Consider the following 25,939-nt stretch of genomic DNA (forward strand, 5'->3'; position numbering starts at 1 on the left):
ATAATTTGTGAACATATTATTTACAGGCAAATCTAGTATTGGTTTAAAAGTAGCTCTAATCGTTATATCCCAAGCATCAAAAAAAAACCGACTGGCAAGTGCCAGTCGATTTTTCACACAATTTCAAGCGGCTATTACTACGAATAAAAGCAGAATTTATTTAAGTTTGAATTCAGCTTTCTTTCCTTTGGAAATGTCCTCTGAATTTTCATCATACAAAGGTCCAAGCTCGATATCGAATGCTTTATCTTTCCATATCTTGTCGTACTGCTCCTTATCAAGTACATATACCTGTAGCAATTCACCTGATTCACCCGCTGCAATGCTTTGCTGGTACTCATAAGGGGATAGCATACGTTCACTCATTTGGTACTGTGACCCATCGTTTACATAAAGATTGGATGCGATGTTATCCAACCCGATATTATCTGATCCTTTGTTATCAACATTGAATTTAACAGTCAACAGGACAACACCATTTTGGAAATTCTCAAAGCGAGGTGCTTCGTATTCATTTGGTGTAAAATCAGTGAATTGGTAGCCATCCAATGTAATGGTAGAATCACCAAGCTCCTGACTCTGCCCGATGCCTTCCTTCTCCTCGATCATTGTTTTTTCACCCATGTTATCCACCGAAATTCCATCCTGATAAAAAGCTGCATTTGCTTCTGTTTGTTTTGCGCCTTCTTCACTCAAATTAACAGTGAATTGACCTTTGGTTCCAAGAGTTGTACTTAAATCATCCGGATCAGTCGTTGGTGCAGGAACTTCTATAGTAGCAGATCCGGATTCCATTGCTGCTTTAAGTTCAGTTTCACCCATTGGATAAGCATAAGTACCGGTTATGGTTTCTCCTGCTTTAATCTCGTATTTGTTATCAGGATTTAGCTTTGTCGCTAGTTGACCTTCTTCCGGGATAATATCTTTGTAGTTATTATAATCTTTAACGGCACCTGTAAAACTCATATACATAAATGGTGTATAGTGGAGATCTTTGTCTGTGTCATTCTTAACTGTATATTGAGCAAGAATGACGCCTCCGTTTGTTTCATCATTGAAAGGAATACTATAGTCTGTATGGAAGTCCTTTAAACCAACTAGGGAGTAAGAATCAAGGGAGACTGTCACACCTTCCATTTCATGTGTTTGTGGCTCGGTAGCTTCAAAAAAGACAGTTGTTTCCTCTGCATCTGTAGTCGTTTTCATATAATCAATTAGTTCGGCGAAATCGGCAGAGCCGGAATCAGCTTCTCCTTTATCTGCAGCTGCAGCTGTATCCTCTGCTTTTACTTCATCTTCTTGGCTAGCTGCTTCAGATGCAGCTGGTTTTTCTTCTGTGCTGGCTTTTTTACTGTCACTTCCGCAACCACTAATTATAATTACAGAAAGTATCGCGCCAAAGAGCAGCATTAATTTCTTATTCAAGTTTTCATCCTCCATTCAGAACTTATGATAATAAGCGTAACATGTTCTAGAATCTGGCAATATCGGCATTTAGTAGTAAATTTTGCCTTATAACTCCCTCCATTTCCAGAACACCTTATATATTGCAGTATAAAGTACCTAAATCGCTCTATAATGCCTCATATCAGTGTTTTTTTAACCCAGCACATTGATAAACTACATTCTTTTGAAAAAAAAGAAGACCGTGTATACGATCTCCTTTTCCATTATTAAATACAAAAGCTAAACCAACTTCCTCCAAACTATACGTCCTATCCCGCTGCATTCATTACCTGTCATCCATATTGCAATTGAATTATCCTAGTACCTCTTCCTAAGTCGGAACAATAACCCCTTCATCCACATAAGGAACACCGTTACCAAGTAAGCTCTCAATTCCCCCAGGATGGTATGTCATCACTTCATCCACTTCGGCATAAGACTTCCACACAGCTTCGGCTATTTTTTCTGTATCCTGAATCTGAATTTCTCCACCAATCTGTCTAGCTTTAAACGTCACAAAGGTAGCATGTTCATTGATAGCTTGTAATTTTGCCTCATTCACTGCAAGGATAGTTGTTACTTCTACATCCAAGCCTGTTTCTTCCTTTGCTTCCCGTACTGCAGCTTCGGCAAGTGATTCGCCTAATTCGACTAAGCCGCCTGGTAATGTCCAACTGCCATTCTTTTTGTTATGTACCATAAGAATTTGCTGTGTCTCTTCATTATGAATCAATGCGTAAGCTACTCGTACTTCTTTCATTTTCATACCTCCTCTGTTCTCTGTCTCCAGTGTATACCAAATAGACATTTCCCTGTTGACAACAATAAAAGAAACTCATATAGTTTAGTTTAGTTAACTTAATTTATGAGGTGCTTACGATGAAGGCTTTATTTAAAAACAAACAATTCAGCTGTCTTCTTACATCTGAACTCTTCACGGTTTTGAGTTTCTCCATGTATATGATTACTGTGTCCTGGTATGTTGTTGATGTACTGCATCATCCTCAGTACCTCGGCCTTGTAATGGCGGCCGCTTCAATACCGCGTATGATCACGATGATAATTGGCGGTGTGCTTGCCGACCGCGTTCAGAAATCAAAAATTTTATTCAGTACTCAATTGCTAAAGGGAGTTTTACTAGGTATCCTGCTTTGGAGTGTAATAGATGATTCCTTAACTTTAGCTCTGCTCCTGATTGTGTCCTTTTTCATCGGCTGTTTGGATGGTTTTTTCTTCCCTGCTCTCTCGTCTTTAATCCCGAGCATTGTTTCCCAGAAAGAACTGCAGCCGGCCAATACACTTATTCATAGTTCCCAAGAACTGCTTTATTTAATTGGTCCAGTTGCTGCTGGCGCTATATTGCATTATTACAATTTCAGTGCTACCTTTGCTGTCAGTATTGCAGCCACTGTAATAGGTGCATGTTTTGTCTATCCGTCCTTTATTAAGGATGCAAAGCCGGATAAAAACAAAGAAAAAACTTCTTTTATTACAGAATTTAAAGAAGGCTATCGTTACCTGCGATCCTCTTCTATCTATGTATCTGCAATCAGCATCATAATCATTGTGAATTTCTTTGTTTTTGGGCCAATGTTTCTCAGCTTACCTATTTTGGCTGAAGAACTCGGCGGCAGTGCCTTGGATCTTAGCTTTTTAGAGGCTGGTTTCTCTGTCGGCTCTCTTGCAGCGACTATCTTCCTGCTTTTCTTCACACTAAAAAAGAATCGCGGAAGACTGATTCTTTTATTCCTGATTGCCACTGTTTTAGCTCTTGCCGTCTTCAGTCAAATCCCAAGTTTATATTTGCTGATTCCGGTTGCAGCAATGATTGGATTTTTCGGTTTTATCACGTACATTCCGACAGATGTCATCATTCAGGAGAAAACAGATCCTGCCATGATGGGAAGGGTCATGAGTATCGTGTTCTTGGCCTCCACAGCATTCGATCCTATCTCTCAAACCCTTTTCAGCTCCTTAATGAGCGTCGGTTTCTCTGCACGTATTTTGCTTGCTGCATTCGCCGGTACTGGATTACTTATGGCAGCCCTGCTATTTGCAAAAGCTAAAAAATGGCGTAATATGCAATAAAGAAGCTGTTTGGAAGGAACGATGCACATGAGCCGTTCGTATAAGGAAATCATCCGAAGAATGAATGAAGCGTATGAGGAGTTTGGTATTCTTATCTCTCAGGAAACAAAGAAACTTGATGAGCTGGATTTAACAGTTCAGCAGGAATATATGCTGTCTTATATCGAGAGAAGAGATAAACAAACTACAGCCAATGATATTGCAGCAGATTTCGGCATCTCCAAAAGCGCTGTCAGCCAAGTGCTTTCAAAATTGGAGAAAAGGGATATGATTACAAAGCAAGCCAATCCCACAAATAAGCGGGAATTCTTTTTGGCTCTCGGCAACAAAGGCCGGGAGTATATGGATAGTCTCAAGCAGTTAGACGAACTACTTATAGATAAATATTATTCCAAGATTGACATTGATGAATTGCATCAAATGACAGAAACCATGGTGCGAATCAATAACGTCATAAGGGAACAGAAAAAATAGAGGTGCCTGCTGGCACCTCTTTTTATTAGCTTAGACGGATAATGGTAAGAGATGCTCCTGTAGAATCGCCGCCATTCAGCACGGCTGTGCCCGCTCCAATCTCTAAAACGAAACCCAAGAAAGCATAGAAAAGATACTGCTTCTCTATGCTTTCTAACGAATAGGCTGCTGGTCGGCAACAATATGAATATCAATATTGCAGGTCTGTCGCATGATCGTATTAACTATAGATCCTTTCCAAACTTCTTCCCAGCGCGTACGTGCGGACTGTCCTAATAGTATTTGAGTAATAAAATATTTTTTAGCTTCCAAGACAATCGCATTTGCTGCTCGCTTACTGGAAGTATGCAGGAGGAAATGCGCATCAAATGTTGAGCAAAGCTGCCTGATATAATCCACCTTCTCTTTTTCAGCTACCGCATCCCGGGTTACATGCAGAATAAAAAGTTCTGCATTCAAACGATTCGCCATTCGATATCCGCGGCGTATCAGCCTTTCTGCGGTATCGACATGCTGTACGCAAATAAGTATCTTTTCATGTACACCCAGAGGCCCCCGGTAATCTGCTCCGTTTTGACGTTCCAGTTTCTCATCCACCTCATCCGCAATTTCCCGAAGAGCTAGTTCACGCAAAGCAGCAAGGTTGGTTAGCTGAAAATAATTCTGCAAGCTCTTTTGAATTCGATGGGCGGGATAGATTTTCCCTTCCCGCAACCGCTTCTGCAAGGTTTCAGGTGTTGCATCAATTAACTGAATTTCGTCTGCCTGCTGTACGAACAAGTCTGGCACACGTTCATTTACCCGCACTCCTGTTATCGTCTGGACAATGTCATGCACACTTTCAAGATGCTGTATATTGACGGCAGCAAGTACATCAATGCCTGCATCCAACAGTTCCATAACATCCTGATATCTCTTGGCGTGCTTGGAGCCAGGAATATTCGTATGCGCCAATTCATCCACTAAAACAACTTTTGGAGCACGCTGTAGAATTCCTTCTACATTAAGTTCAAAAAACGGGCGGTCTTTATAATGAATTTCCAACAAGGGAACTTGTTCCAGATCTCCTAACTGGGCATTTGTTTCCGGCCTTCCATGCGTTTCAATAACACCAATAACAACAGCTATACCTTCCTTTTTCATCTGCTGGGCATCTGTCAGCATCTTATAGGTTTTACCGACGCCCGGAGCAGCACCGATATATAACTTCAGACGGCCTCTCCCTTGTACAGATGCGTCTGCTAAAAATGCAGCCGCTTTATCATTTGTTTCCATCATTTCAATGCCTGCAAATCCATATTCAACTGCAGTACATTTACAGCGGGTGCACCGAGCAGCTCTTCTGCCCGTGATGTGCGGTGCTGTTCAATCAACTTGTATAGCTCCTCTTCATGAATACCGCTCGCTTCAGCTATTCTCGGCACCTGAAATTCTGCTGCTTCTACCGAGATATGCGGATCCAAGCCAGAACCGGAATTCGTCACTAAATCCAGCGGTACAGGACCGCCGTCTGGATTAGCCGTTTGCTGATCATTTATCGTTTCTTCTGTCCGGGAAATCAATTCTGGATTAGAAGGAGCATAGTTCGGTGTTCCGGATCCTGCGGCATCATTATCTATACTCGACACCCTTCCCTGGAATAGTGCAGGGTCAGTAAACGTTTGCCCAATCAGCTCCGAACCAATCACGGTGCCGTTCTCATCTTCTACCAAGCTGCCATCAGCATGATAAGGGAAGAATAGCTGTCCGATTCCCGTTACAGCCAAAGGGTAAAGTACACTGCACAAAACCAGGCATACTAATGCAAGCCGCAGTACAGGAACGATATTGGATACATGTTTATTCATATTCATTTGCCTCCTATAGAAACAGACTTAACAGCATATCAATAGCTTTTATTCCTATAAACGGGACGACAACACCGCCAAGTCCATATACGAATATATTTTTTCTCAGCAGCTTATCCGCAGAAACAGGCTTATACGCCACACCTTTTACCGCCAGCGGTACTAGCGCAGGGATGATCAAACCATTGAATAAAAGTGCAGATAGAATTGCTGTTGTCGGCGACTCCAGCTGCATGATATTCAAGACATTCATCTCCGGTATGCCGAGCATGAACAGAGCCGGAATGATTGCAAAGTACTTAGCTACATCATTGGCAATACTGAAAGTAGTAAGTGCCCCTCTCGTCATCAGCAGCTGTTTTCCGATAGCAACAACCTCAATTATTTTTGTCGGATCAGAATCCAGATCGATCATATTCGCCGCTTCCTTCGCAGCTGTCGTTCCGCTATTCATCGCAAGCCCGACATCAGCTTGAGCTAGTGCAGGTGCGTCATTCGTACCATCTCCGGTCATTGCAACAAGTTTACCTTGTGCCTGTTCTCGTTTGATTACCTCGATCTTATCCTCCGGCGTGCTTTCTGCGATAAAATCATCAACTCCAGCTTCTTTCGCAATGGTCGCTGCGGTAAGCGGATTGTCTCCGGTACACATAATTGTCTTGATTCCCATCTTCCGCAGCTCATCGAAGCGTTCCCTCATTCCTGGTTTCACGGTATCTTTTAGATAAATCAACCCGAGAAGCTCCGTATCTACCGCCACCGCTAAAGGGGTACCTCCCATTTTCGCGATATGATCAGATTTTTCCTGTAAACCCACCGGAACCTTACCGCCACGTTCCAGCACCCAATCTTTGACTGCCCCTACCGCACCTTTTCGATAGCTGCCGCCGTCAGCCAAGTCCATGCCGCTCATTCTTGTTTGTGCTTGGAAAGGCACGAATACTGCTTCTTCCCATTTCTTTTGATCCATTGCAATGCCCTGTTCTTCGGCCAAACTGAGCACTGATCGGCCTTCCGGTGTTTCATCTTTCCAGGATGTGATGACTGCTGCTTGCATCAAAGCATTTCTTGATACAGATTCTACAGGTATGAAATCAGCGGCCATGCGATTTCCGAAAGTTATCGTACCGGTCTTATCCAAAATGATTGTATCAATATCACCTGCTGCTTCCACAGCTCGGCCAGACATCGCCAAAACATTGAATCGTGTCACCCGGTCCATACCCGCAATTCCGATTGCACTCAGCAAACCGCCAATCGTAGTCGGGATAAGGCAGACAAGCAGCGCAACAAGCATGCCTGTATCAATTGAGAAGCCAATATAGTTTGTAAAAAAAGGCAATGTGATGACGACGAGCATGAAAATGATCGTTAAGCTAATCAACACCGTGTTTAAAGCTATTTCATTAGGTGTCTTCTTACGGTCTGCTCCTTCTACAAGCGCAATCATCCGATCCAGGAAGCTTTCTCCTGGCTGACTGGTGATTTCAATCGTAAGCTCATCACTGACGACAGTTGTACCGCCTGTGACGGAGCTGAAATCTCCTCCAGCTTCCTTTAGAACCGGAGCTGACTCCCCGGTAATTGCCGATTCATCAACACTTGCCATACCAGCAATAATCGTACCGTCTCCAGGGATGACCTCTCCTTCCTTAACGAGTACAACATCGCCTTTTCGAAGATCAGCCGATGAGATGATTTCCTCTTTTCCTCGGAGGATACGCCTGGCAGCCGTATCCTGTTTTGTTTGTTTCAGCGTATTCGCTTGCGCCTTCCCTCTTCCTTCGGCCACCGCTTCCGCTATATTCGCGAACAGCACTGTCATCAGCAGAATCACTGAAACGCTCCAGTAAAAACCGCTGCCCATTGTCTGGGAAGGGGCGCCAGGAAAAACCGCGAGTAATAACGTAACTATAAATCCAAGTTCAACAATGAAAAGGATAGGATTCCGAACCATATAAGTCGGATGCAGCTTCACTACAGCATCCACACAAGCTTCCTTCAAGATTTTCTTTGAAAATAAACGATTGGAGGGAATCTCTTCTTTCCCTGCAGTATGTGCTAGCATAACAAGTCACTCTCCTATAAAGTTACGTATTCTGCAATCGGACCAAGAACCAGTACAGGCAGGAAGGTCAATGCACCTACTAAGAAGAAGGTGGCGACTAATAAACCTGCAAATAGAGGACTGCCGATCCGCAAACTGCCCTTACTCTCTTGAACAGCAGTTTTCCTCGCCAGTGATGCTGCGACAGCAATCAGCGTGATGATGGAAATATAGCGTCCCAGGAACATTATGATGCCTGTAAGGACATTCCAGAATGTAGTTGCATCCCCCAGTCCTTCAAATCCTGAACCATTATTAGCAGCTGATGATGCAATCTCGTACAGTACTTGCGTCAAACCATGATACCCGGGGTTTGATATTGCTCCGTTACCTGCTGGAAAATACATTGCAATTGCTGTACCAATAAGGATAAGTATCGGCTGGACCAGCAGCGTGATAGCCAGCAGCTTCATTTCAGCTCCCTCAAGCTTTTTACCAAGAAGGGCAGGTGTGCGCCCTACCATCAGGCCAGCAATGAAGACGGCAATCATCACATAAAGAATGACATTCATGAAGCCAGTACCTACACCGCCAAAAACTGTATTCAAAAGCATATTTCCGAGCGCAAGCATCCCTGTGAGAGGGCTGAGTGTATCATGCATCGTGTTGACTGCACCGGTTTCTGCAGCGGTTGTGACAATGGCATAAAATACACTTCCGATAACTCCAAAGCGGGTTTCCTTCCCTTCCATCATCGCTCCTTGAAGCATTGGATTACCTTCCATCTCGAAAGCGATACCTGCCGCAAGCATGACAAGGAATACAGTTGCCATTGCACCGAAAAGCATTACTCCTTGTTTCGGCTTTCCTGCCAGCTTTCCATATGTAAAAGGCAAGGAAGCAGGCAGCAAAAGCATTAGCCAGCATTGCAGCACGTTCGTATACGCATTTGGATTCTCAAATGGATGAGCAGAGTTTACCCCGAAGAATCCACCGCCATTATTCCCGAGCTCCTTAATGGATAGGAATGCACCGATCGGTCCGCGCAGAATGGTTTGTTCCGCACCTGTCATCGTAGTCGCATGCACAGCTCCTGAAAATGTCTGCGGCATTCCGAGTGCAACGAATACAATTGCTGTGATAAAGGAAATCGGCAAAAGTACGCGTACCAACGCTCTGACGAAATCCTCGAAGAAATTCCCGATTGGCTTACTGCCAAGCAATCGGATGAACCCAATTGCTACCGCAAGCGCTGTAGCAGGGGCTGCGAACATCATGAACAAGATGGCTGTGGCCTGTGAAAATAGCGATAGACCTGATTCTCCGCTATAATGCTGCAAGTTTGTGTTTGTGATAAAACTTACAGCAGTATTAAAAGCTAAAGCTGGATCCATTCCTGAAATATCGAGCGGATTCAGCGGTAAAACGCCCTGAAGGCGGAACACTGCATAGACAAACAGCAGCAATACCATATTTAGCAAGAGCATAGATAGCACGTATTGTTTCCACGTCTGCTTGTGGTTTTTTATGCCTGAAATGCGGAATAAGATGTTTTCCAGCGGCAGGAAAAACCGGTCAATCCTTGATTCTGAGAATGCAGCAGCCATATATAAACCCATAGGCTTTAAAGAGAACCAAATTAAAACAAGTACAATGGCCAAGACTATTACCGAAACGATCATCATGTGAACCTTCCTTCGTTAAAATTTTTCCGGATAAAACAAGGCGTAGATCAGATAACCGATGATTCCTATACCTAATACAAGCAAGCCAATCTGAACCATTAACGTGTCCCTTCTTTCTCGGCAATCTGAGCGCCAGCTGCCAGTAACACAGCCATGCCTCCGAAAAGCAATAAACTCAATCCAATGTAAAGTAGATCCATACTGATCCTCCTCGGTTCTTTCATATTTACACCCTAAAAAAGTGCATAAAAAAGAAGTCACAGAAGAGGGCCCTCTTCTGTGACTTCTGGGCATAACGAAATAAACGTGTGCCTATCACATTTTTTGGCTTCCTCTCGAACGCTTACGAAGTTAGCTGACGGATTCGGGCCAGAGAGTAGCCCTACTCTTTTCAGAGATTCACCCCATGTAACAATTGTTACGGTTGGTTCCCCCGCTTCCTGGATTCAGGAATTAAGCGATTACGAATGCTATGCAATTTTGTTTGGTTACACTTGGAAGATGAACCTTATTCTACGCCCGTTATAAGGGTTAGTAAAACGATGAAAAATTTGAATAGGCTCTGTTTTTAATAAGAAAACAGTCAAATAAGCTAAAGAATACGACGATTTTTCATATTCTCTTTTAAAATCGTCATTTATCTAATGATTACGATGTTTCTCGGAAATTAAAATAAATTTATATGATTAAAATCTTGACACAACAAACGCTACCCTGTAATACTATATACCAGTAGTAAGTAACACCGAATACCAGCATCACAGAATACATTGCTATATGGTGCGAAAAGTAAAAATATAAATAACTCAAACGGAGGGGCAATATTGGAAAATATCACAGAAATGTTGAAAGGGGTGCTTGAGGGTTGTGTGCTTGAGATCATCAGCCGCGGTGAAACTTATGGTTATGAAATTACGCAACAACTGCGAGAGCTTGGCTTTACTGATGTAGTAGAAGGCACAGTTTATACGATCACCATGCGTCTAGAGAAAAACAAATTAGTGGATACAGAGAAAAAACCATCTACTATCGGACCGCCGAGAAAGTTTTACAAGCTCAATACATCAGGTCAAGAGCAACTTGAGCGTTTTTGGGAAAAGTGGGAATTCGTTTCAAGCAAAATTAACGAACTTAAAACAAATCAAAAGGAGAAATGATATGAGTATTATAAAAAAGATTATCGGTGATTTGGATGACAAGCGAGAATGGAAGGCAATGGAGAAGCGTGCGAGTGCACTTCCAAGCGAATACCGAAACGCTTACAATGCTATCAAAAAATATATGTGGACCTCTAGTGGTCTATCCGAGTGGAAGGACATCAGCCGTATCTTCGGAGGCATTCTCGACCTCTTTGAGGAAGGTGCAATGGAAGGCAAAAAAGTAACCGATCTCACTGGTGAAGACGTGGCCGATTTCTGTGATGAACTAGTGAAGGACGCGACAACTTGGCAAGACAAGTATCGCACATCGTTGAACGAAACGATTAAACGTGGCTAACGGAATCTTTGGAAATTTAGGAGACTAGCTGAACCATCTGTTCCCTTAAACTAAAGCTCAAGGTATCGGTGTTGTGATAGCCCTCCTAAATTGGACTATCACAACACCGCTTTGTTCCCACTGCACTATGAAACTTCCTGTAGAAATCAGCTAATTATATCCCTTAGTCAAAAAACCAACAGCGTCATCGACTCCCTGCTCTCTTTTCCAATCGCTGACTTAGTAATAAAGAGGCTGGGACAAAAGTGTTTTAGCCAGATAAAAAAACGAACTATATTGTAAATCTTCCTAAGAGAATTTACATAAGTTCGGTCATTTTGATTAGTTATCCATCCTAGCGTAGGCAGAACACGGAGACTCCTACGGAAACAGCACGAGCTGAAGACCCCGCAGTAGTAAACTTTCCACGAGGAGGCTGAGGCCGTGTCCGTGGAAAGCGGGGTGTTTTGCCGAAGCGGCGCTCAAGGATAACATTCGGTTTAAAGCAATGGGAATTTAGTTATATCCCAGCCTCCTTATTACCGTGGCAATCATCCGCCGATTGGATACAACTTACCACCAAAAAATAAGGTTCCTAATCGGATCCCTTTTACAAAGAGATAAACTCTCTTTCATAAACAGTTCGTACTTGGAAAAGAACTTGGGAAGCATGCTGTTTGAACTTGTACTCGGTTGGCTCCCCTTTCGAAAAATACAACCCAGCCTCGTCCGGTGATCTTTCTAATCCTGCGAACAATCTTCCTGCTCCTACACTTGGATGAGGGCCTAAGAAGCGGATGAAGGGCTGAATAAGCAGCGGTAAGCCTCCGTTTCGGCCTTTTCGCATCGTGTTGTTATTCCCTGGATCAACACTGATAATCGTAACGCCTTCTTTCATCAGTTCTGGAGCTAGAGCGTGTGTCCATAGGGTAATGGCTAGCTTCGTTGATGAATACGGGCCGGTAAGCTTCTGAAACTTCTTCGGTCTTGCCAATTCCTCAGGTTCAAATGTTTTCCTGAATCTGAATGCATCTGAACTCGTCTGTATAACCATACCTGGCGAACCTTTTTTCAATAGCTCTAATAGCTCCATTGTGATAATGTATGGGACTACGGTCTGCACTTCGTAATGAAGCTCACGCCCTTGCGGTGAAAATAGCAGCTCCGGAAAACTGCCCCCGGCATTATTGAAAAGCGCATCGAGCTTCGGCTCCTTTTCCTTTATTTGTTCCAAAGCAGGCTTGAGTTTCGTGAAATCTGATAAATCAGTGCGATAGATCCTAATTATCCTCTGACGGATCTTCTGCTGCAGCTTAAGTTCTTCTTCCGGGAATGCGGAACGATTTAATGCGACAACCTCCCAATCGTTTTCAATCAGTTTCTTTGTCAGCTCCAAACCTATACCGCTGTTTGCTCCTGTAACAAGTGCTATTTTTTTCTTTCCTTCTGTCATTTCTTTCTCCTCCATTCGTGAATGGCTGTAGTATATAAAATGGAGTTCACTCCAGGTCAATACAGAATTATTTTCTTGACCTGGAGTGAACTCTAGGTTTTACAATAGGGTTATTAAAGAAGGAGGCGGACGTATGTATACGATTAAACAAGCAAGTGCGCTTTCCGGTTTAAGTATTGATACAATTCGTTTTTATGAGAAAGCTGGATTACTACCTGCAATTAACCGGCTGCCAAATGGACATCGCTCTTTTTTGCCGACAGATATTGAACGGATGAAAATAATCATCTGTATGAAAAAAGCCGGATTTACCTTAGAAGAATTGAAATCTTACCTTGATATTGCCGAAACAGGCAATATGCATGAACATCCTGATGTAATGGCAAGCATGCTGCAACATAAGGAAAAACTTAAAAATCAGATGGTACAAATACAGACTGTTTTGGACTTTATCGATCAAAAAATATCGGAGGGATCATGGCTTGAGAGGAAAGCATAACCACAGTTAGGCTTCTGTTATGCAAGACTATAATGCTTGGTATGTTTGATGCTTCTTCCGTCTATACTGCTTGCTAGTGAGGTGGTTAGGATGGATACAAGACCAAATCTATTATATTCGATGCTGGATGGCTATAAGCCCATTCGCAATTTGCTAGGATTAGGTGATCCCAGCGTGCAGAAGATAGATGACCAGTGGTGGATGTTTTTTGGCGGATTCCAGCGCAACTTCAAAAACAACCTGTTCAGCGCCAGTCTTCCAAAAGGAGCACCATTGACGACAGCTAATGCCTGGAGGATTTCGACTTATCCAGGAAAGCCCAACAAAGCGAAGCCTTTGCTGCCTCAGCCGAAGGAAGCAGCCTGGGATCGGTACGGACTGCACGAGCCCTGTTATGTTGAAGGAGAAGTGAATGGCGCGCCTGTCAGGCGTATTTACTATACCGGCAGAAGTGCCAGTAATGTTCTTGGAAATGAATCTCCCTATTCGATCGGCTGTCTGGAAATGAGGCATGGAAGATGGTTTCGTCACCCAAAACCAGTAATGGTCGGCACTGTAAGGAATGATAGTGTGCTTGCACCCAAGGTAATTTTTGATGAAGGTAAATGGAAGATGTGGTTTGCGGCTACACCACACGAGCCTGGTAAAGGAGATATCCCAATGCACGAGGTGTATGCCGCCGAAAGTGAAAACGGCCTTGATACTTGGACAAAGCCACGTCTGTTTTTTACTCGGGAGGAAGCATTTACGCATGCGAGACCGAAGCGAATTCATAATATGTACTACTTACTTGTCAGCCGCTGCGGCAATGCCTTCGGAGAAGACACTTATAAACCACAGGATCTCTGGTTACTCAAAAGTAAGACAGCAAGCTTCACAAGAGCTGATTGGTCGGAGGAGCCGAAGCTGCTCATTAAAGCGGACATCGGTGATTCCTGGTACCAGAATGGCATATTCGGGTCCTGTCTTTGTGTTGGGGATGATGGGGAGCTGGTCGTCTTCTTCTCCGCTATCAATAAATCCATTTATTGGCTCAATGAAGCGGGTGACCGGCTTAAAAGAGGAAAGAAACCTCCATTTCCTGCACCATTTTATTTTACGGTCGGTAATATGCGGGTCAACGAAACAATAGCAAAATAAGAAGGAATGCATCTTCTGCACTCCTTCTTATTCATTTTCCCCTACCAAATCTATCTCCGTTATCAATAGAACCAGGGCTGGCGTAAGGATAATATGCAGTCATATTTCCTGTCGACCTTGTCATATCTATTGCTATGTTTTTCTTTCTCTGCTTGTCAAATTACGAACCAATCCAGGACCCCTTTTCAAACTTTCCACACCCGCCATACTGCAGATTGAAGCAATAATCACCCCTGCATCGAATAGCTTTGCAGTCATATAAAATCCTGTACCTGCAGCAATATCAATCACGACAAATGAGTAAATAGCCGTGGCTTTCACAACAATGATTACGATTTCCCGCTTTTTTGCTGTCATGAATCAAGCCCCCTTCCTCCGTGTTCAGTTTATGAGAGGAGCAGCTTGACCCATGTTCAAATATTCACACGATCTGATTGTGCTTCCTTTACCTTTTGGATATACTGCTGTGCAATAAGTGTAATTTTTTCATAGTCTCCGGTACTGGCAGGGGCAACAAGATTGCCGCCGACCCCAACAGCTACTGCCCCATTCTTCAGCCAATCACCTACATTCTCCAAGTCTACTCCTCCTGTTGGCATGATATTTGCCTGCGGAAGAGGCGCTTTGATAGCTTTGATAAAACTTGGACCGAAAGCACTTCCCGGGAAGAGCTTGATAATATCAGCTCCTGCTTCCATCGCCTGCTTTATCTCCCCGATCGTCATACAACCCGGCAAGTAGGGAATTTGATAAAGATTACATAGCTTGGCAGTTTCAGCATCAAAAGTTGGACTCACTATGAAACTGGCGCCTTCAAGTATGGCTAGACGGGCTGTCGTACTATCCAGTACCGTGCCTGCCCCTATGATCACATCTGTGTTTTCCGTATATTGAGCAGAAAGCTGTTTAATCACTTGATCAGCGTCCTTGACAGTAAATGTCACTTCGATTGCTGTCAATCCACCCTCTATACAAGCATCGGAAATTTGGATTGCCTGCTCTGGCGAATCGGCACGGACTACAGCAACAATAGCTTGTTCGTTAATCTTAGCTAATACTTCTGCTTTTCTCATTTAACTATCCCTCCATATGTGTACTGAATTTACAAACTCCAACCGTTCCCGTATCATAGAAGTAAGCAATGAATGCAATAGAAACGGAGTAATATCTATGTCTAATGTGCAATCACTCGAACGTGCCTTGACTCTTTTGAATACGCTTTCCGATTATCCCGAAGGACTGTCGATTGCGAAGCTGACCAAGCTGGTAGACTTATCGAAGAGTACGACGCATCGGCTTCTGGCAACACTTGTGGATATGAATTATGTTGCTAAGGACCCGGAATCAGACAAGTATAAGGTCGGTTTACAAACACTTTATGTTGCTCGCAGTGTCTTGAATAATAACAACATCGCCAATGTGGCAAAACCTTATTTGAAACAGCTGTGTGCAGATGTCAATGAGACTGTCCACCTTTGCATCGAGGATAAAGGTGAGATTGTCTACATCGATAAACTCGAAAGCAATCAGACGATACGCATGTATTCGCGTATCGGCAACAGAGCGCCCATGTACTGTACGGCTGTAGGAAAAATACTTTTATCAGGTATGGCTGCAGATCGTATAGAAGAAATAGCTGATTCCACGACTTTCATGCCGCGCACGCCACGTACGATCACGTCGCCGGAAGAGCTGCGCACCGAAGTGGACAAAGTCCGACAACAGGGGTATGCGCTTGACAATATCGAAAATGAAGAAGGCATTCGGTGTATCGCTGCTCCGATTTACAGTCATGAACATCGGATCGTGGCGAGCTTCAGCATCTCAGGACCAAGCAATCGCGTAACGATGGATAGAGTAAACAACGAATTGATAACTAAAATGAAGGCCTGCAGCTTGGAGATATCTCATGCACTAGGCTATTCTGGATAGAGGAGAAGACCTTCCAAGCGGAAGGTCTTCCTTTTTTACCCAATCGGCTCTCGTTTCATGAAAAGTGAAAGTTCTTCACGGTTCGGCAAGCCATCATTATCTCCAGGTGACATGACGGCAAGCGCACCGATGGCCGCTCCCCTTGCAATGCTGTCAGGCAGCTCCAGCCCTTCCAGCAATCCACTCACGACACCGACCGCAAAGCCATCTCCTGCACCAACTGTATCGACCACTTCTTTAACCGGGAATCCTTCTGTATAAAATTGCGTACCATCCATGCGACTTGTAAATGCTCCTTCTGCTCCCAGCTTCAGCACAACAGTCGGCACACCAGCCTCATGATAATATGCAGCAATATCGAGCACATCTGTTTTGCCGGTAAGTTGTCTTCCTTCAGCTACACCAGGGAAGATAATATCCGCTTGGCTGGCAAGCTCATTGATAACCTGCGCCATCTCCTGCTTATCAGGCCACAGCCCCAGCCGAAGGTTCGGATCGAATGATACTTGAAGTCCATTTTCCTTGGCTTCCTTCATCATCTGAAAAACCAATTCCCGGCAGCTTTCAGACAAAGCGGGAGGAATGCCTGTCAAATGGAGATGATCATAATCCGCCCATTTGATTTTCTTGATCAGCTTTTTATCCATATGGGAGGCTGCGGAGTTCTTCCGTGCCGAAAACACTTCCGGATCTCCGCTTTTCACTTTCTGTTTCCATTGCATTCCTGTCACGAATGCAGGTTCATAGCTGACATACGTTGTATCTATCTTATTTTTTTGTAAAAATTTATGGATGTTTCGACCGAATGGATCCAAACCCAGCTGCGTGACATACGTCACTTGATGGCCAAGTCGCGCCATTCCGATAGAGAAATTCACTTCTGCTCCTGCAATAAAACGGGAAAAGCGTTCGGCATCATCCAGCAGTCCTTCTTGTTCCGCAACAAACAGTGCCATCGGTTCCCCGATTGTTAAAATCCTGCTCATCTGTCAACGTCTCCTTTATGCAAAGAGAGACATACTGTATATGCCTCTCCGGTGGTTTTATACAGTATTTGAGTTGATATTGTTCGGGTCGATATTTGTGTCGTCTGTATTCTGCTTTTCCTTCTTCTTCATATGCTGTGCCCAAAAAGCTGTCAGAATCGGGACGAGAATCGACGTAACTACAACAGATGCTGCAACAAGTGCAGTAGCTGCTTCTGCAATCGGCATGAATTCCGGAATCATTGTGGCAATGATCATTGGGTTGGCAACTGCCGCACCAGCAGTACTGGATGCTGCGATACCAGCAGTTCCATTTCCGCCTCCGATATATTTATCCGCAATCATGAGCGGTATACCAGTAACGACGATAACAAGCACACCAAGGATGATACCTGCAAGACCTGTCTCCAAGATGACACCTAAATCAATTGAGTTACCCAGCGCGAAACCGAAGAACGGAATCATAGTTTGTGTTGCTCTGCTGAAGAAGGCACGAAGATCGCCATCCAAGTTACCTAGCAGGAATCCAACTAGAAACGGTAGTACTGCTCCAACGAATACTTGTGGTTCAAACGCTGCAAGACCAGTAGAACCAAGTATGATCATCGTCATGAGCGGGCCGGATTCCAAGGACATAAGGACAAATGCTCCAGCTTCCTCTTTTGATCCGTATTGCTGCATGATCGATGCATACAATCCGCCATTCGTCATATCCATGGCAGCAACGAGTGTCAGAACGGAAAAGCCGGCAAAAAGACCAGTCTGTATGCCGCCTTCAGGCAGGAACTGCGCTGCAATAATAGCTACAACCCATGCAACAGCAATCTTCGTGATAACGAGTGTGCCGGATTTGCGCAAAATCGTACCCGTGGATTTCAGCTGGATGCCTGCACCCATACAGAAGAACCAAACAGCCAGAATCGGAATAGTGCCTGTCATGAGTCCGCCAGTAAAGGATCCGAAGTACTCCGCCGAACTCGGCGCGAAGGTATTGATGATTGCCCCTAAAAATAACGGTACGAGCATGAGCCCACCAGGAATTCTCTCCATCGTTTTCATTATTTTCATTTTGCATTCCTTACCTTTCCTTATAGGTAATCGAGCAAAAGAAATTGAGATGTTTGAATCACTTTACGTGATATGCTATTTTTATAGTGATCGCCCAGATCATTGGAATGAGAGGGTGGCACACACAAAGATTCTCCAGATCTTTGGTCACCTTCCCAGTCCTCTCAATATCTCTTTCCCGTCAAACAACTCCGACGCAATTCTTCCAACCTGCTTATCTTGCGAGCCAGCCTCCGTCAACAGCCAGAACATGGCCATTCATATAGTCAGATGCACGACTTGCCAGGAATACAACTACACCCATCAAATCAGACGGATCTGCCCAGCGGCCGCTCGGAATCCGGGACAAAATCTCTGCGTTACGTTTTTCATCGGCACGGATCGGTGCAGTATTGGCAGTCGCCACATACCCCGGTGCAATCGCATTCGTTTGGATATTATAAGCGCCCAGCTCGTTGGCAAAGGCTTTCGTCAATCCTGCAACAGCATGCTTGCTTGCCGTATATGACGGTACGAATTTGCCGCCTTGGAACGACAGCATCGATGCGACATTGATGATTTTTCCGCCGCCTTGTTCTGCCATCACCTTAGCCGCTTCCTGCCCTAACAAATAGACAGCATGCAGATTAACGTCCATGACCTTATCCCAGTCTTCTTCCTTGTACTCAAGCAAAGGTGTCCGGATAATTGTACCAGCGTTATTTACGAGAATATCAACCTTTCCGAAGACCTCCACACAACTCGTCACAACCTGCTTCACTTTTTCTCTATCTGTCAGATCAGCCTGATGAAAATGTGCCCTGCCACCAGCTTCTTCAATCAATGCTTTCGTTTCCTCCCAATCATCCCGGTGTGTCACGACGAAGACATCAGCCCCTGCCTTTGCCAGAGCGACTGCATAGCCCTGACCCAGTCCCTTGCTGCCGCCTGTCACAATTGCAACCTTGCCAGTCAAATCGAAATAACTCATGGAAAAGTCCGTCAAACTCATCTTTATCCCCCTTTAGCGAAGCTCATCCATCGACACTTGATCCATGTCGGTGTACGTCTTGTTTTCTCCAGCCATTGCCCAAATGAATGCATAGTTGCTTGTTGCGCTTCCGCAATGGATGGACCAAGGCGGAGAAATGACTGCTTGTTCATTTTTCATGACAAGATGACGTGTTTCTTGCGGTTCCCCCATCAAATGGAACATACGTGCATCTTCATCCAAATCGATATACAGGTACGCTTCCATCCGGCGGTTATGAGTATGTGTCGGCATGCTATTCCAGACACTGCCGCTTTCCAAAATCGTGATACCCATGGCAATTTGACAGCTTTGAATACCTTCCAAATGAATGATGCGGCGGATCACGCGTTCATTCGCACTTTCCTTAGCACCCATCGCATCTCCCGGAACATCTTGGAATGAGACGTGCTTGGTCGGATAAGTGGTATGTGCAGGTGCAGAAAACAGATAATACTTAGCTGGATCTGTTTCATCATTGCTGGTAAACAGTAATTCCTGATTGCCTTTGCCAATATAAATGCAATCCTTGTTCGCCATTTCGTATGATTCTCCATCAACTGATATTTTTCCATTTCCGCCGATATTGAAAATCCCGACTTCCCGTCGTTCCAGGAAGTAATCCGCTTTGATTTCGTCATAGCCCTCTAAAGCAACCGAGCTGCCGGCTGGCTGAATACCTCCGATGATCGTCCGGTCCTCCATGCTGTATACAAGCTTGATTTCTCCAGGTACAAAAAGTTCCTCAACTAAGTAATGATTGCGTAATTCCTCGGTTGTGAATGTTTTTGCATGGTCTGGGTGAGTCGCGTATCGCAGTTCCATTTCTATCATCTCCTTACTTTTTTCAGTAGCTCCCGCTTCCATTGAAACCCCTTACATTTATATTAAGAAGTAAAGACATCAGAATCTGATGTCCTCAACACCGTTCCACATTGTGGAACGGTGTTTCATTATATTAATTATAGCGCTTTCATTTTAATAAATCCAGCCTAATTATACAATATGACATATTATTTCCATTCTGTCAGTTTAATCAAATGAATCTATCATTTGACAACCTAATCATTACAGCATCCATTCCCTTCCAGTCCAAATTTCTGATAAACTGGTAGTAATACAGATGAAAGGGATTACAACTATGCATTCAACCTTGGAAATGATCATATCGATATTCGAGCGTGCTGCCTTGCTGCTGATTATCCTTTTTTTCCTGACGAAAATTAAAGGGTTTAAGGAAATACTCCAAAAAGAAGATCACTCGGTCCGGGAACTCAGTGTGCTGACTGTCGTCTTTTGCAGTTTTGCTATATTCGGGACATATTCAGGAATTGAAGTGGAAGGTAGCCTCGTCAATATAAGGACAGTGGCTATCTTTTCTGGCGGTATTTTATTCGGACCGTGGGTCGGCATCATTACGGGGATCGTATCAGGATTGCACCGTTATTTGATCGATATTGATGGTATCACTTCCTTACCTTGCTTGATCACTAGTGTGACTGCAGGTTTTGCCTCCGGTTTTATCAATAAAAAAGTCAAAAAGCATCGTTGGTGGTATGTCGGTATCGGTGCAGGTATTCTGAGCCAGGTATTGACCATGCTGCTGATCATTGCACTCGGGGAGCCAAGGTCTCAAGGTATCTCTATCGTAGAACAAATAGCAGTTCCGATGATGATTGGAGAAATCAGCATCGGTTTACTCATCCTGCTCGTCCATAATATCGAGGGAGAAAAGAAACAAATTGCCGCCGCTCAGGCTAAGCTTGCATTGGATATTGCCAACAAGACACTACCGTATTTCCGGTCCATCACACCCGCTTCCTTGCAGCGTATCTGCCAAATCATCAAAGAAGAGATTGATGCGGATGCTGTGGCCATAACGGATACCAAAACAGTGGTTGCTTATTACGGACTCGGAGCGGAGCGCTATCAGGATACAACGTCGATTGTAAGCGAAATGACGAAGCAGGCAATCAATAGCGGCGAAATTGTCATCCGGAATGAAGTTGATGATCATCATCTGCCGCAGATGCACTGTTTGCTCATCGTTCCTTTCCAGGAAGGCGACGAGGTGACAGGTGCTTTAAAGATATATTATGAAAAGGAAAACCGGATAACAGACTCTTTACAGACGCTTGGAATTGGGTTGGCACAGATCATTTCAAATCTGATGGAGATTTCCCGAATTGAGCAGATCAAAGAAACAGCTAATAAGGCTGAGCTCAAGGCTCTGCAATCAAAGATCAATCCGCATTTCCTCTTTAACTCGCTGAATGCGATCGCATCAACAACGAGGCGCGATCCGAACCGGGCTCGTGAGCTGATCCATAATCTATCTGGCTACTTGCGTTATAACCTGGAGCTTCATGATGAAATGATAGCTATAGAAGAGGAGCTGAAGCAGGTGCGCGATTATGTGGAAATCGAGAAATCCCGCTTCGGTGACAAGCTCCAGATTGTGTATGATATTGATCCGGTACAGATAAAGGTTCCTAGTCTGCTGCTGCAGCCTTTGGTAGAGAATGCTATCCATCATGGCGTTCGCAAACGAAAATGGCAAGGTGCGGTCTATCTCTCTGTCAAAGCACGGGAGAATGATATCCGCATCAGTATACGAGACACAGGAGTTGGGATCGACCCAGAGATTGTTGAGAAACTATATAAGGATGAAGCAAGTGTGAAAAATATCGGACTAGCCAACGTGCATCAGCGGGTCCGTTTAATCTATGGAAAAGGTCTGACTATCAATCAGCTTGATCCCGGTACGGAGATTTACTTTGATATACCAGTGAAGGAAGGGAAATGAACATGTCATTACGGGCAATCATTGCGGAAGATGAATTACCGGCACAGGAGGAGCTGCAGTATTTGATTGAGACTTATAGCTCTATTGAAGTAACAAACTGCTTCGATGATGGATTGGATGTACTGAAATATTTTCAGGAGCACACCACAGATGTATTGTTCCTCGATATTAATCTGCCGTCGTTGGATGGCATGATGCTGGCGGGGAGCCTGGCTCAGTTCAAGCATAAACCGACCATCGTATTTACAACTGCCTATAAAGAACATGCAGCTAAGGCATTTGAGCTTGAAGCATTCGACTATATATTAAAGCCATACAGCGAGGAACGTGTTGCGGCAATGCTTAAGAAACTAGAATCACAGAAAGCATCGGCAGATACAGAGCGAGTAGAATCAGCAGAGACACCAGCGCGGCTGAATGTTTGGAAGGACGAGAAGATCTATGTAATCAATTTAAAGGAAATTGCCTTCGCCGAGGCCGACGAGAAGCAGACAACTGTGCACACAAAGGATGCGGTTTATACTTACCCTGGTTCTATCAGTACTTTCGAGCAGCAGCTTCCAACAGATATGTTCTTCCGCTGTCATCGTTCTTATATCGTAAATACAGAAAAAATACATGAGATTCTGCCTTGGTTCCATAATACGTATCTTGTGAAAATGAAAGGACTTAATGAGCAGATTCCAGTGAGCCGCAGTAAAGCAAAAGAGTTCAGACAGATTATGCGCCTTTAAGGACCATTCATTCCTCAAATAGAGCAACTCAAGAGAAAACGCTTTCAGATACATCTGCGGCGGATATGATAAAACTATCAAAACAACGTAGATGAAATGAGGGACTTCTCATGAAAACAGGAACGAATCGCTGGCTGATTGTACTTGGTACAATCATAACCCAAATTGGTCTAGGTACTATTTATACATGGAGTCTATTTAACCAGCCATTGGCTGAAGCATATGGGTGGAGCACCTCTTCTGTAGCTATCACGTTCTCGATTACGAGCTTTGCACTTGCAGTAGCCACTCTTTTCGGCGGAAAGCTGCAGGATAAACTCGGCATCAAGAAACTGGTCATCTTTGCCGGAATCCTGCTCGGTGCCGGGCTGATATTAAGCTCTCTAGCTACATCACTATGGCTCATCTATCTATTAGCAGGCGTTGTTGTCGGCTTCGCCAACGGTATTGCTTATATTACTACACTATCGAACGTCATTAAATGGTTCCCGGAAAAGAAAGGTCTGATATCTGGTATATCAGTAGGGGCATTCGGAACAGGAAGCTTAGTCTTCAAATATATTAACCAAGCACTGCTTTCATCAGCTGGTGTACAAGGTACATTCTTAATCTGGGGAATAGCAGCACTTATCTTAATCTGCGGAGGAGCCTTCTTCCTTAAGGATGCTATCCTTCCACAGGAAACAACTACTGGGGCAGCAACCAAGAACTTCAGTACCAAGGAAATGCTTCATACGAAACAAGCATATATTCTGTTCATCATCTTCCTGACAGCCTGCATGAGCGGCTTGTATTTAATCGGGATCGTTAAAGATGCCGGCATGGAACTCGCGGGTCTTTCTGCTGCAACAGCAGCGAACGCCGTAGCTGTCGTTGCTATCTGTAATACGACTGGCAGAGTCGTACTAGGTGCCCTGTCCGATAAGGTGGAAAGGTTGTACTTGGTTGCTGCAGGACTTCTTGTCACTGCGGGAGCTGTCGCAGTACTAAGCATGGTAGAACTATCAACAACATTGTTCTTCATCTGTGTGGCGGCAATTGCTTTCTTCTTCGGCGGTAACATTACAGTCTTCCCGACTATCGTCGCTGATTATTTTGGATTGAAAAACCAAAGCAAAAACTATGGTGTCATTTATCAGGGGTTTGGTATCGGAGCTTTAGGAGGCTCATTCATTGCGTCACTGCTTGGCGGATTCCAGCCAACATTCGTAGCTATCGCAGTACTTTGTGTCATTTCATTCTTCCTTGCGGTAACGGTCCGCAGTCCGCAGCAGCCAGCTGCTGCTAAGAAGAATAATGAACGCCGGCATTCACGCCCAGTCCCATCCCAGCAGCATTAAATGACTAACCCAGGAGCAGACATAGCTCCTGGGTTTTAGTTTGTGCGCGGATCAGTCGCCAGTATAGAGTATTTATAATGATCCTCGAACTTGCCGTCAATACGAAGCAGGTCGCGTTCCAAGCCTTCTCGTTGGAACCCGCATTTCTCCAGTACCGCAACCGACCCTAGATTTCGCGGCATTACCCCGGCTTCAACCCTGTGGAATTTTGCATCTCCGAAAGCAAAATCCAATACAAGCTGTACAGCTTCTGTCATATAGCCTTTTCCATTATGTGCTTCATCCAGCGAATAACCGATCATGCATTTTTCTGCTGTAGTCCGCTCAATAAAGAATAAAGAAGCAGTGCCAATCAAAACATTATCCTGTTTCAGGAATATTCCGAATTCATAGCGTTTATCATCCTGCCAATCCTTCTTTGCCGCTTCAATATTCTTTTTGTATTTCTCCAGTGTATAGTCCGAATCACTGCGTTCTACCGGTGAGATAGACTCAAAAAGTTCTCTGTTGCGCAGGTTCAGATCAAGAAGCTCACTGGCATGCTTTTTCTCTAATGGTTTGATTTGCAATCTTTCACTTTCATACATACAAATCCGCTCCCTTCCTTTTCATTATAACAATAAGAAAGAGGATCTGCGCAAAGCGCTACAGATCCTCTCCACGGTAGGTCGCTATCAGGTAGCTTGCACTAATCGGATGATAATCCGTTTTCGGGGAAGGGCTTTTAACCTTGTCCTCGACTTTATTATCGGCTGTGAGCCATTGATACCAGGCTCCATGTAGCGAATCGATGAAATGTTCCTGTACATATCGGAAAAGTTCCTCATAATGCTCACTATATACATCATTCCCTGTCTGACCATGCAGCAATGCTGAGGCCGCCAGCGTTTCTGCTAAAACCCAATAAGACTTTCCTTTATCGATCAACTCTTTATCCGGGCTCATTACAAAGAATATACCGCCTTTTTCTTGATCATGGTAATGATTCCAGCCAGTTTGATAAAGCTCTTCTGCACGTTCAAGCAACCAGCTGTCCTGCTTGTGAATATACAGCCAAGCAAGGAGCTTGCTCCATTCAAATTGGTGACCTCCAACGAATCCATAGGCGCGAAATTCATCTCTTGTCTCGCCGTGATTGAATTGTTCATCCTTCATCCAAGCCTCATCGTAGTTTTCCCATATAAGGCCGTTACTTTGAGCAGCAAGTTTATTAGTTATTTGGTCTGCAATACTTAAAGCCTGATCCAGGTATCTTTGCTGACCCGTTGTTGCATATGCAGTAATTGCTGACTCACATATGTGCATATTGCAATTTTGTCCGCGGTATTCCAAAAAGCTGGACCAATCTTGTGACGCTTCATCTTTATACAGTTTTACGGATGGCTCATAGAACCTTTCTTCCAGCACTTGATAGACATCAGCAAGCAGTTCCTCTGCTCCCTCTATATCTGCTTCCACCGCAGCAACCGCGGCCCGAAAGATGAATGCATGTCCATATGTCAGCTTCTTATCATCTGTCACACTTCCATCCTGCATCTCTGTAAAATAACCGCCATACTCTTTATCCCTTAGTTTCTCCTGGAAAAAGGTTATGCCATGCTCTGCTGCCTCTTTGTATTCTGTTTGTCCTGTAAGTTTGAAGCCGACACTGAAATTATACAAGTGACGCGCCTGACCAACGATATGTTTGGTTCTATCCTCTGTGAGCGTGCCATCCATATAAAAGTCCTCGTTATACCCTCCGTATGTGCCGTCTATTGCCTCAGGATAATAGAATGCAAGTGTCTCTTCAATATGCTGATAGAGCCCTTGTCTTGTATGAAAATCAAATGTATTTTTCATGACTGTCACTCCTTTGCATAGGTTACGTCACCTGTTTTCCCTTTTCTTCCAGCAGCAAACAGTTGAA

26 protein-coding genes and 1 riboswitch are annotated in these 25,939 nt (G+C 44.1%); of the genes, 10 read left to right on the forward strand and 16 right to left on the reverse strand.

From position 1 onward, the window contains the following. Positions 1–156: 156 nt before the first annotated feature. Positions 157–1,425, reverse strand: coding sequence for a DUF5068 domain-containing protein (locus ABXS78_RS17005; protein ID WP_366248218.1), 1,269 nt, complete (start codon positions 1,423–1,425; stop codon positions 157–159). A 352-nt stretch (positions 1,426–1,777) separates the two neighbouring features. Continuing rightward, positions 1,778–2,206 (reverse strand): NUDIX hydrolase, encoded by a 429-nt coding sequence (locus ABXS78_RS17010; RefSeq protein ID WP_366248219.1) that lies wholly within the window; start codon positions 2,204–2,206, stop codon positions 1,778–1,780. A 119-nt stretch (positions 2,207–2,325) separates the two neighbouring features. Here ABXS78_RS17010 and ABXS78_RS17015 point away from each other — a divergent pair, with 119 nt between their 5' ends. Together ABXS78_RS17015 and ABXS78_RS17020 are read left to right on the forward strand one after the other, a co-directional pair. Next, the gene (locus ABXS78_RS17015) at positions 2,326–3,534 is read left to right on the forward strand and encodes an MFS transporter (protein ID WP_366248220.1); all 1,209 of its coding nucleotides are present in this window, start codon (positions 2,326–2,328) and stop codon (positions 3,532–3,534) included. Positions 3,535–3,561: 27 nt separating this feature from the next. Beyond that, positions 3,562–4,008, forward strand: coding sequence for a helix-turn-helix domain-containing protein (locus tag ABXS78_RS17020; protein WP_366248221.1), 447 nt, complete (start codon positions 3,562–3,564; stop codon positions 4,006–4,008). Positions 4,009–4,161: 153 nt separating this feature from the next. On the opposite strand, the gene kdpDN is transcribed toward ABXS78_RS17020, so the two are convergent. The 5 genes from kdpDN to kdpF are packed head-to-tail and all read right to left on the reverse strand — an operon-like array spanning position 4,162 to position 9,686. Next, positions 4,162–5,286: a KdpD-like non-kinase potassium sensor gene (gene kdpDN, locus ABXS78_RS17025; protein ID WP_366248222.1), complete on the reverse strand. Its 1,125-nt coding sequence runs from the start codon at positions 5,284–5,286 to the stop codon at positions 4,162–4,164. Next, positions 5,283–5,855 (reverse strand): potassium-transporting ATPase subunit KdpC, encoded by a 573-nt coding sequence (kdpC, locus tag ABXS78_RS17030; protein ID WP_366248223.1) that lies wholly within the window; start codon positions 5,853–5,855, stop codon positions 5,283–5,285. The genes kdpDN and kdpC overlap by 4 nt, the downstream gene beginning before the upstream one ends. 13 nt (positions 5,856–5,868) lie before the next feature. After that, positions 5,869–7,923 carry a potassium-transporting ATPase subunit KdpB gene (gene kdpB / locus ABXS78_RS17035; RefSeq protein WP_366248224.1) on the reverse strand — a complete coding sequence of 685 codons (2,055 nt, stop codon included), beginning with the start codon at positions 7,921–7,923 and terminating at the stop codon, positions 5,869–5,871. A gap of 14 nt (positions 7,924–7,937) precedes the next feature. After that, a complete protein-coding gene (kdpA, locus tag ABXS78_RS17040) occupies positions 7,938–9,587 on the reverse strand; it encodes a potassium-transporting ATPase subunit KdpA (RefSeq protein WP_366248225.1) in 1,650 nt (549 codons plus the stop codon). A gap of 15 nt (positions 9,588–9,602) precedes the next feature. Continuing rightward, complete coding sequence (kdpF, locus tag ABXS78_RS17045) at positions 9,603–9,686, reverse strand: K(+)-transporting ATPase subunit F (RefSeq protein WP_141234116.1); 84 nt, start codon at positions 9,684–9,686, stop codon at positions 9,603–9,605. Positions 9,687–9,912: 226 nt separating this feature from the next. Then, positions 9,913–10,057: riboswitch (cyclic di-AMP (ydaO/yuaA leader) on the reverse strand. Between the two features lie 354 nt (positions 10,058–10,411). Between kdpF and ABXS78_RS17050 the strand changes: the two genes are divergently transcribed. Continuing rightward, complete coding sequence (locus tag ABXS78_RS17050) at positions 10,412–10,744, forward strand: PadR family transcriptional regulator (RefSeq protein WP_366248226.1); 333 nt, start codon at positions 10,412–10,414, stop codon at positions 10,742–10,744. A 1-nt stretch (position 10,745) separates the two neighbouring features. Continuing rightward, complete coding sequence (locus tag ABXS78_RS17055) at positions 10,746–11,084, forward strand: DUF1048 domain-containing protein (protein WP_366248227.1); 339 nt, start codon at positions 10,746–10,748, stop codon at positions 11,082–11,084. A gap of 589 nt (positions 11,085–11,673) precedes the next feature. Here ABXS78_RS17055 and ABXS78_RS17060 read toward each other — a convergent pair. Next, positions 11,674–12,516 carry an SDR family NAD(P)-dependent oxidoreductase gene (locus ABXS78_RS17060; protein WP_366248228.1) on the reverse strand — a complete coding sequence of 281 codons (843 nt, stop codon included), beginning with the start codon at positions 12,514–12,516 and terminating at the stop codon, positions 11,674–11,676. Positions 12,517–12,649: 133 nt separating this feature from the next. On the opposite strand from ABXS78_RS17060, the gene ABXS78_RS17065 reads away from it, so the two are divergent. Both ABXS78_RS17065 and ABXS78_RS17070 read left to right on the forward strand, forming a co-directional pair. Next, positions 12,650–13,015: a MerR family transcriptional regulator gene (locus tag ABXS78_RS17065; RefSeq protein ID WP_095221816.1), complete on the forward strand. Its 366-nt coding sequence runs from the start codon at positions 12,650–12,652 to the stop codon at positions 13,013–13,015. Positions 13,016–13,105: 90 nt separating this feature from the next. Continuing rightward, positions 13,106–14,155 (forward strand): hypothetical protein, encoded by a 1,050-nt coding sequence (locus tag ABXS78_RS17070; protein ID WP_366248229.1) that lies wholly within the window; start codon positions 13,106–13,108, stop codon positions 14,153–14,155. Between the two features lie 132 nt (positions 14,156–14,287). Here the strand turns inward: ABXS78_RS17070 and ABXS78_RS17075 are convergent, their stop codons facing one another. Then, positions 14,288–14,512: a hypothetical protein gene (locus ABXS78_RS17075; protein WP_366248230.1), complete on the reverse strand. Its 225-nt coding sequence runs from the start codon at positions 14,510–14,512 to the stop codon at positions 14,288–14,290. Positions 14,513–14,568: 56 nt separating this feature from the next. After that, entirely contained in the window at positions 14,569–15,228 is a 660-nt protein-coding gene (locus tag ABXS78_RS17080; RefSeq protein ID WP_366248231.1) for a bifunctional 4-hydroxy-2-oxoglutarate aldolase/2-dehydro-3-deoxy-phosphogluconate aldolase, read from the reverse strand. A gap of 97 nt (positions 15,229–15,325) precedes the next feature. On the opposite strand from ABXS78_RS17080, the gene ABXS78_RS17085 reads away from it, so the two are divergent. Next, positions 15,326–16,087 (forward strand): IclR family transcriptional regulator, encoded by a 762-nt coding sequence (locus ABXS78_RS17085; RefSeq protein ID WP_366248232.1) that lies wholly within the window; start codon positions 15,326–15,328, stop codon positions 16,085–16,087. Between the two features lie 35 nt (positions 16,088–16,122). Here the strand turns inward: ABXS78_RS17085 and ABXS78_RS17090 are convergent, their stop codons facing one another. The 4 genes from ABXS78_RS17090 to kduI form a co-directional block, all read right to left on the reverse strand. After that, positions 16,123–17,073, reverse strand: a complete 951-nt coding sequence (locus ABXS78_RS17090; RefSeq protein ID WP_366248233.1) for a sugar kinase — start codon at positions 17,071–17,073, stop codon at positions 16,123–16,125. Positions 17,074–17,130: 57 nt separating this feature from the next. Further along, complete coding sequence (gene kdgT / locus ABXS78_RS17095; protein WP_366248234.1) at positions 17,131–18,141, reverse strand: 2-keto-3-deoxygluconate transporter; 1,011 nt, start codon at positions 18,139–18,141, stop codon at positions 17,131–17,133. A 214-nt stretch (positions 18,142–18,355) separates the two neighbouring features. After that, positions 18,356–19,132 (reverse strand): 2-dehydro-3-deoxy-D-gluconate 5-dehydrogenase KduD, encoded by a 777-nt coding sequence (gene kduD, locus ABXS78_RS17100; RefSeq protein ID WP_366248235.1) that lies wholly within the window; start codon positions 19,130–19,132, stop codon positions 18,356–18,358. Between the two features lie 12 nt (positions 19,133–19,144). After that, on the reverse strand, positions 19,145–19,975 hold the full coding sequence (kduI, locus tag ABXS78_RS17105; protein WP_366248236.1) for a 5-dehydro-4-deoxy-D-glucuronate isomerase: 831 nt from the start codon (positions 19,973–19,975) through the stop codon (positions 19,145–19,147). A gap of 316 nt (positions 19,976–20,291) precedes the next feature. Between kduI and ABXS78_RS17110 the strand changes: the two genes are divergently transcribed. The 3 genes from ABXS78_RS17110 to ABXS78_RS17120 all read left to right on the forward strand — a co-directional run bounded on the left by ABXS78_RS17110 (position 20,292) and on the right by ABXS78_RS17120 (position 24,030). Further along, the gene (locus tag ABXS78_RS17110) at positions 20,292–21,956 is read left to right on the forward strand and encodes a sensor histidine kinase (protein ID WP_366248237.1); all 1,665 of its coding nucleotides are present in this window, start codon (positions 20,292–20,294) and stop codon (positions 21,954–21,956) included. Next, positions 21,953–22,690 carry a LytTR family DNA-binding domain-containing protein gene (locus tag ABXS78_RS17115; RefSeq protein WP_366248238.1) on the forward strand — a complete coding sequence of 246 codons (738 nt, stop codon included), beginning with the start codon at positions 21,953–21,955 and terminating at the stop codon, positions 22,688–22,690. The genes ABXS78_RS17110 and ABXS78_RS17115 overlap by 4 nt, the downstream gene beginning before the upstream one ends. A 110-nt stretch (positions 22,691–22,800) precedes the next feature. Further along, positions 22,801–24,030, forward strand: coding sequence for an OFA family MFS transporter (locus ABXS78_RS17120; RefSeq protein ID WP_366248239.1), 1,230 nt, complete (start codon positions 22,801–22,803; stop codon positions 24,028–24,030). A gap of 35 nt (positions 24,031–24,065) precedes the next feature. On the opposite strand, the gene ABXS78_RS17125 is transcribed toward ABXS78_RS17120, so the two are convergent. Beyond that, a complete protein-coding gene (locus tag ABXS78_RS17125; protein WP_366248240.1) occupies positions 24,066–24,617 on the reverse strand; it encodes a GNAT family protein in 552 nt (183 codons plus the stop codon). A 58-nt stretch (positions 24,618–24,675) separates the two neighbouring features. Next, entirely contained in the window at positions 24,676–25,872 is a 1,197-nt protein-coding gene (locus tag ABXS78_RS17130; protein WP_366248241.1) for an AGE family epimerase/isomerase, read from the reverse strand. Positions 25,873–25,939 lie beyond the last annotated feature (67 nt).

This window comes from Terribacillus aidingensis (genome assembly GCF_040703035.1).
Classification (GTDB): domain Bacteria; phylum Bacillota; class Bacilli; order Bacillales; family Amphibacillaceae; genus Terribacillus.

Excerpts from the sequence above, each read along its gene's own strand:
- kduI (WP_366248236.1), bottom strand. The coding sequence starts at position 19,975 with ATGGAACTGCGATACGCGACTCACCCAGACCATGCAAAAACATTCACA.
- ABXS78_RS17015 (WP_366248220.1), top strand. The coding sequence starts at position 2,326 with ATGAAGGCTTTATTTAAAAACAAACAATTCAGCTGTCTTCTTACATCT.
- ABXS78_RS17110 (WP_366248237.1), top strand. The coding sequence starts at position 20,292 with ATGCATTCAACCTTGGAAATGATCATATCGATATTCGAGCGTGCTGCC.
- ABXS78_RS17020 (WP_366248221.1), top strand. The coding sequence starts at position 3,562 with ATGAGCCGTTCGTATAAGGAAATCATCCGAAGAATGAATGAAGCGTAT.
- kdpA (WP_366248225.1), bottom strand. The coding sequence starts at position 9,587 with ATGATGATCGTTTCGGTAATAGTCTTGGCCATTGTACTTGTTTTAATT.
- ABXS78_RS17010 (WP_366248219.1), bottom strand. The coding sequence starts at position 2,206 with ATGAAAGAAGTACGAGTAGCTTACGCATTGATTCATAATGAAGAGACA.
- kdpB (WP_366248224.1), bottom strand. The coding sequence starts at position 7,923 with ATGCTAGCACATACTGCAGGGAAAGAAGAGATTCCCTCCAATCGTTTA.
- ABXS78_RS17070 (WP_366248229.1), top strand. The coding sequence starts at position 13,106 with ATGGATACAAGACCAAATCTATTATATTCGATGCTGGATGGCTATAAG.
- ABXS78_RS17090 (WP_366248233.1), bottom strand. The coding sequence starts at position 17,073 with ATGAGCAGGATTTTAACAATCGGGGAACCGATGGCACTGTTTGTTGCG.
- ABXS78_RS17075 (WP_366248230.1), bottom strand. The coding sequence starts at position 14,512 with ATGACAGCAAAAAAGCGGGAAATCGTAATCATTGTTGTGAAAGCCACG.
- ABXS78_RS17130 (WP_366248241.1), bottom strand. The coding sequence starts at position 25,872 with ATGAAAAATACATTTGATTTTCATACAAGACAAGGGCTCTATCAGCAT.
- kdpDN (WP_366248222.1), bottom strand. The coding sequence starts at position 5,286 with ATGATGGAAACAAATGATAAAGCGGCTGCATTTTTAGCAGACGCATCT.
- ABXS78_RS17120 (WP_366248239.1), top strand. The coding sequence starts at position 22,801 with ATGAAAACAGGAACGAATCGCTGGCTGATTGTACTTGGTACAATCATA.
- kdgT (WP_366248234.1), bottom strand. The coding sequence starts at position 18,141 with ATGAAAATAATGAAAACGATGGAGAGAATTCCTGGTGGGCTCATGCTC.
- ABXS78_RS17065 (WP_095221816.1), top strand. The coding sequence starts at position 12,650 with ATGTATACGATTAAACAAGCAAGTGCGCTTTCCGGTTTAAGTATTGAT.
- kdpC (WP_366248223.1), bottom strand. The coding sequence starts at position 5,855 with ATGAATAAACATGTATCCAATATCGTTCCTGTACTGCGGCTTGCATTA.
- ABXS78_RS17080 (WP_366248231.1), bottom strand. The coding sequence starts at position 15,228 with ATGAGAAAAGCAGAAGTATTAGCTAAGATTAACGAACAAGCTATTGTT.
- ABXS78_RS17060 (WP_366248228.1), bottom strand. The coding sequence starts at position 12,516 with ATGACAGAAGGAAAGAAAAAAATAGCACTTGTTACAGGAGCAAACAGC.
- kduD (WP_366248235.1), bottom strand. The coding sequence starts at position 19,132 with ATGAGTTTGACGGACTTTTCCATGAGTTATTTCGATTTGACTGGCAAG.
- ABXS78_RS17115 (WP_366248238.1), top strand. The coding sequence starts at position 21,953 with ATGAACATGTCATTACGGGCAATCATTGCGGAAGATGAATTACCGGCA.
- ABXS78_RS17055 (WP_366248227.1), top strand. The coding sequence starts at position 10,746 with ATGAGTATTATAAAAAAGATTATCGGTGATTTGGATGACAAGCGAGAA.
- ABXS78_RS17125 (WP_366248240.1), bottom strand. The coding sequence starts at position 24,617 with ATGTATGAAAGTGAAAGATTGCAAATCAAACCATTAGAGAAAAAGCAT.
- ABXS78_RS17085 (WP_366248232.1), top strand. The coding sequence starts at position 15,326 with ATGTCTAATGTGCAATCACTCGAACGTGCCTTGACTCTTTTGAATACG.
- kdpF (WP_141234116.1), bottom strand. The coding sequence starts at position 9,686 with ATGGTTCAGATTGGCTTGCTTGTATTAGGTATAGGAATCATCGGTTAT.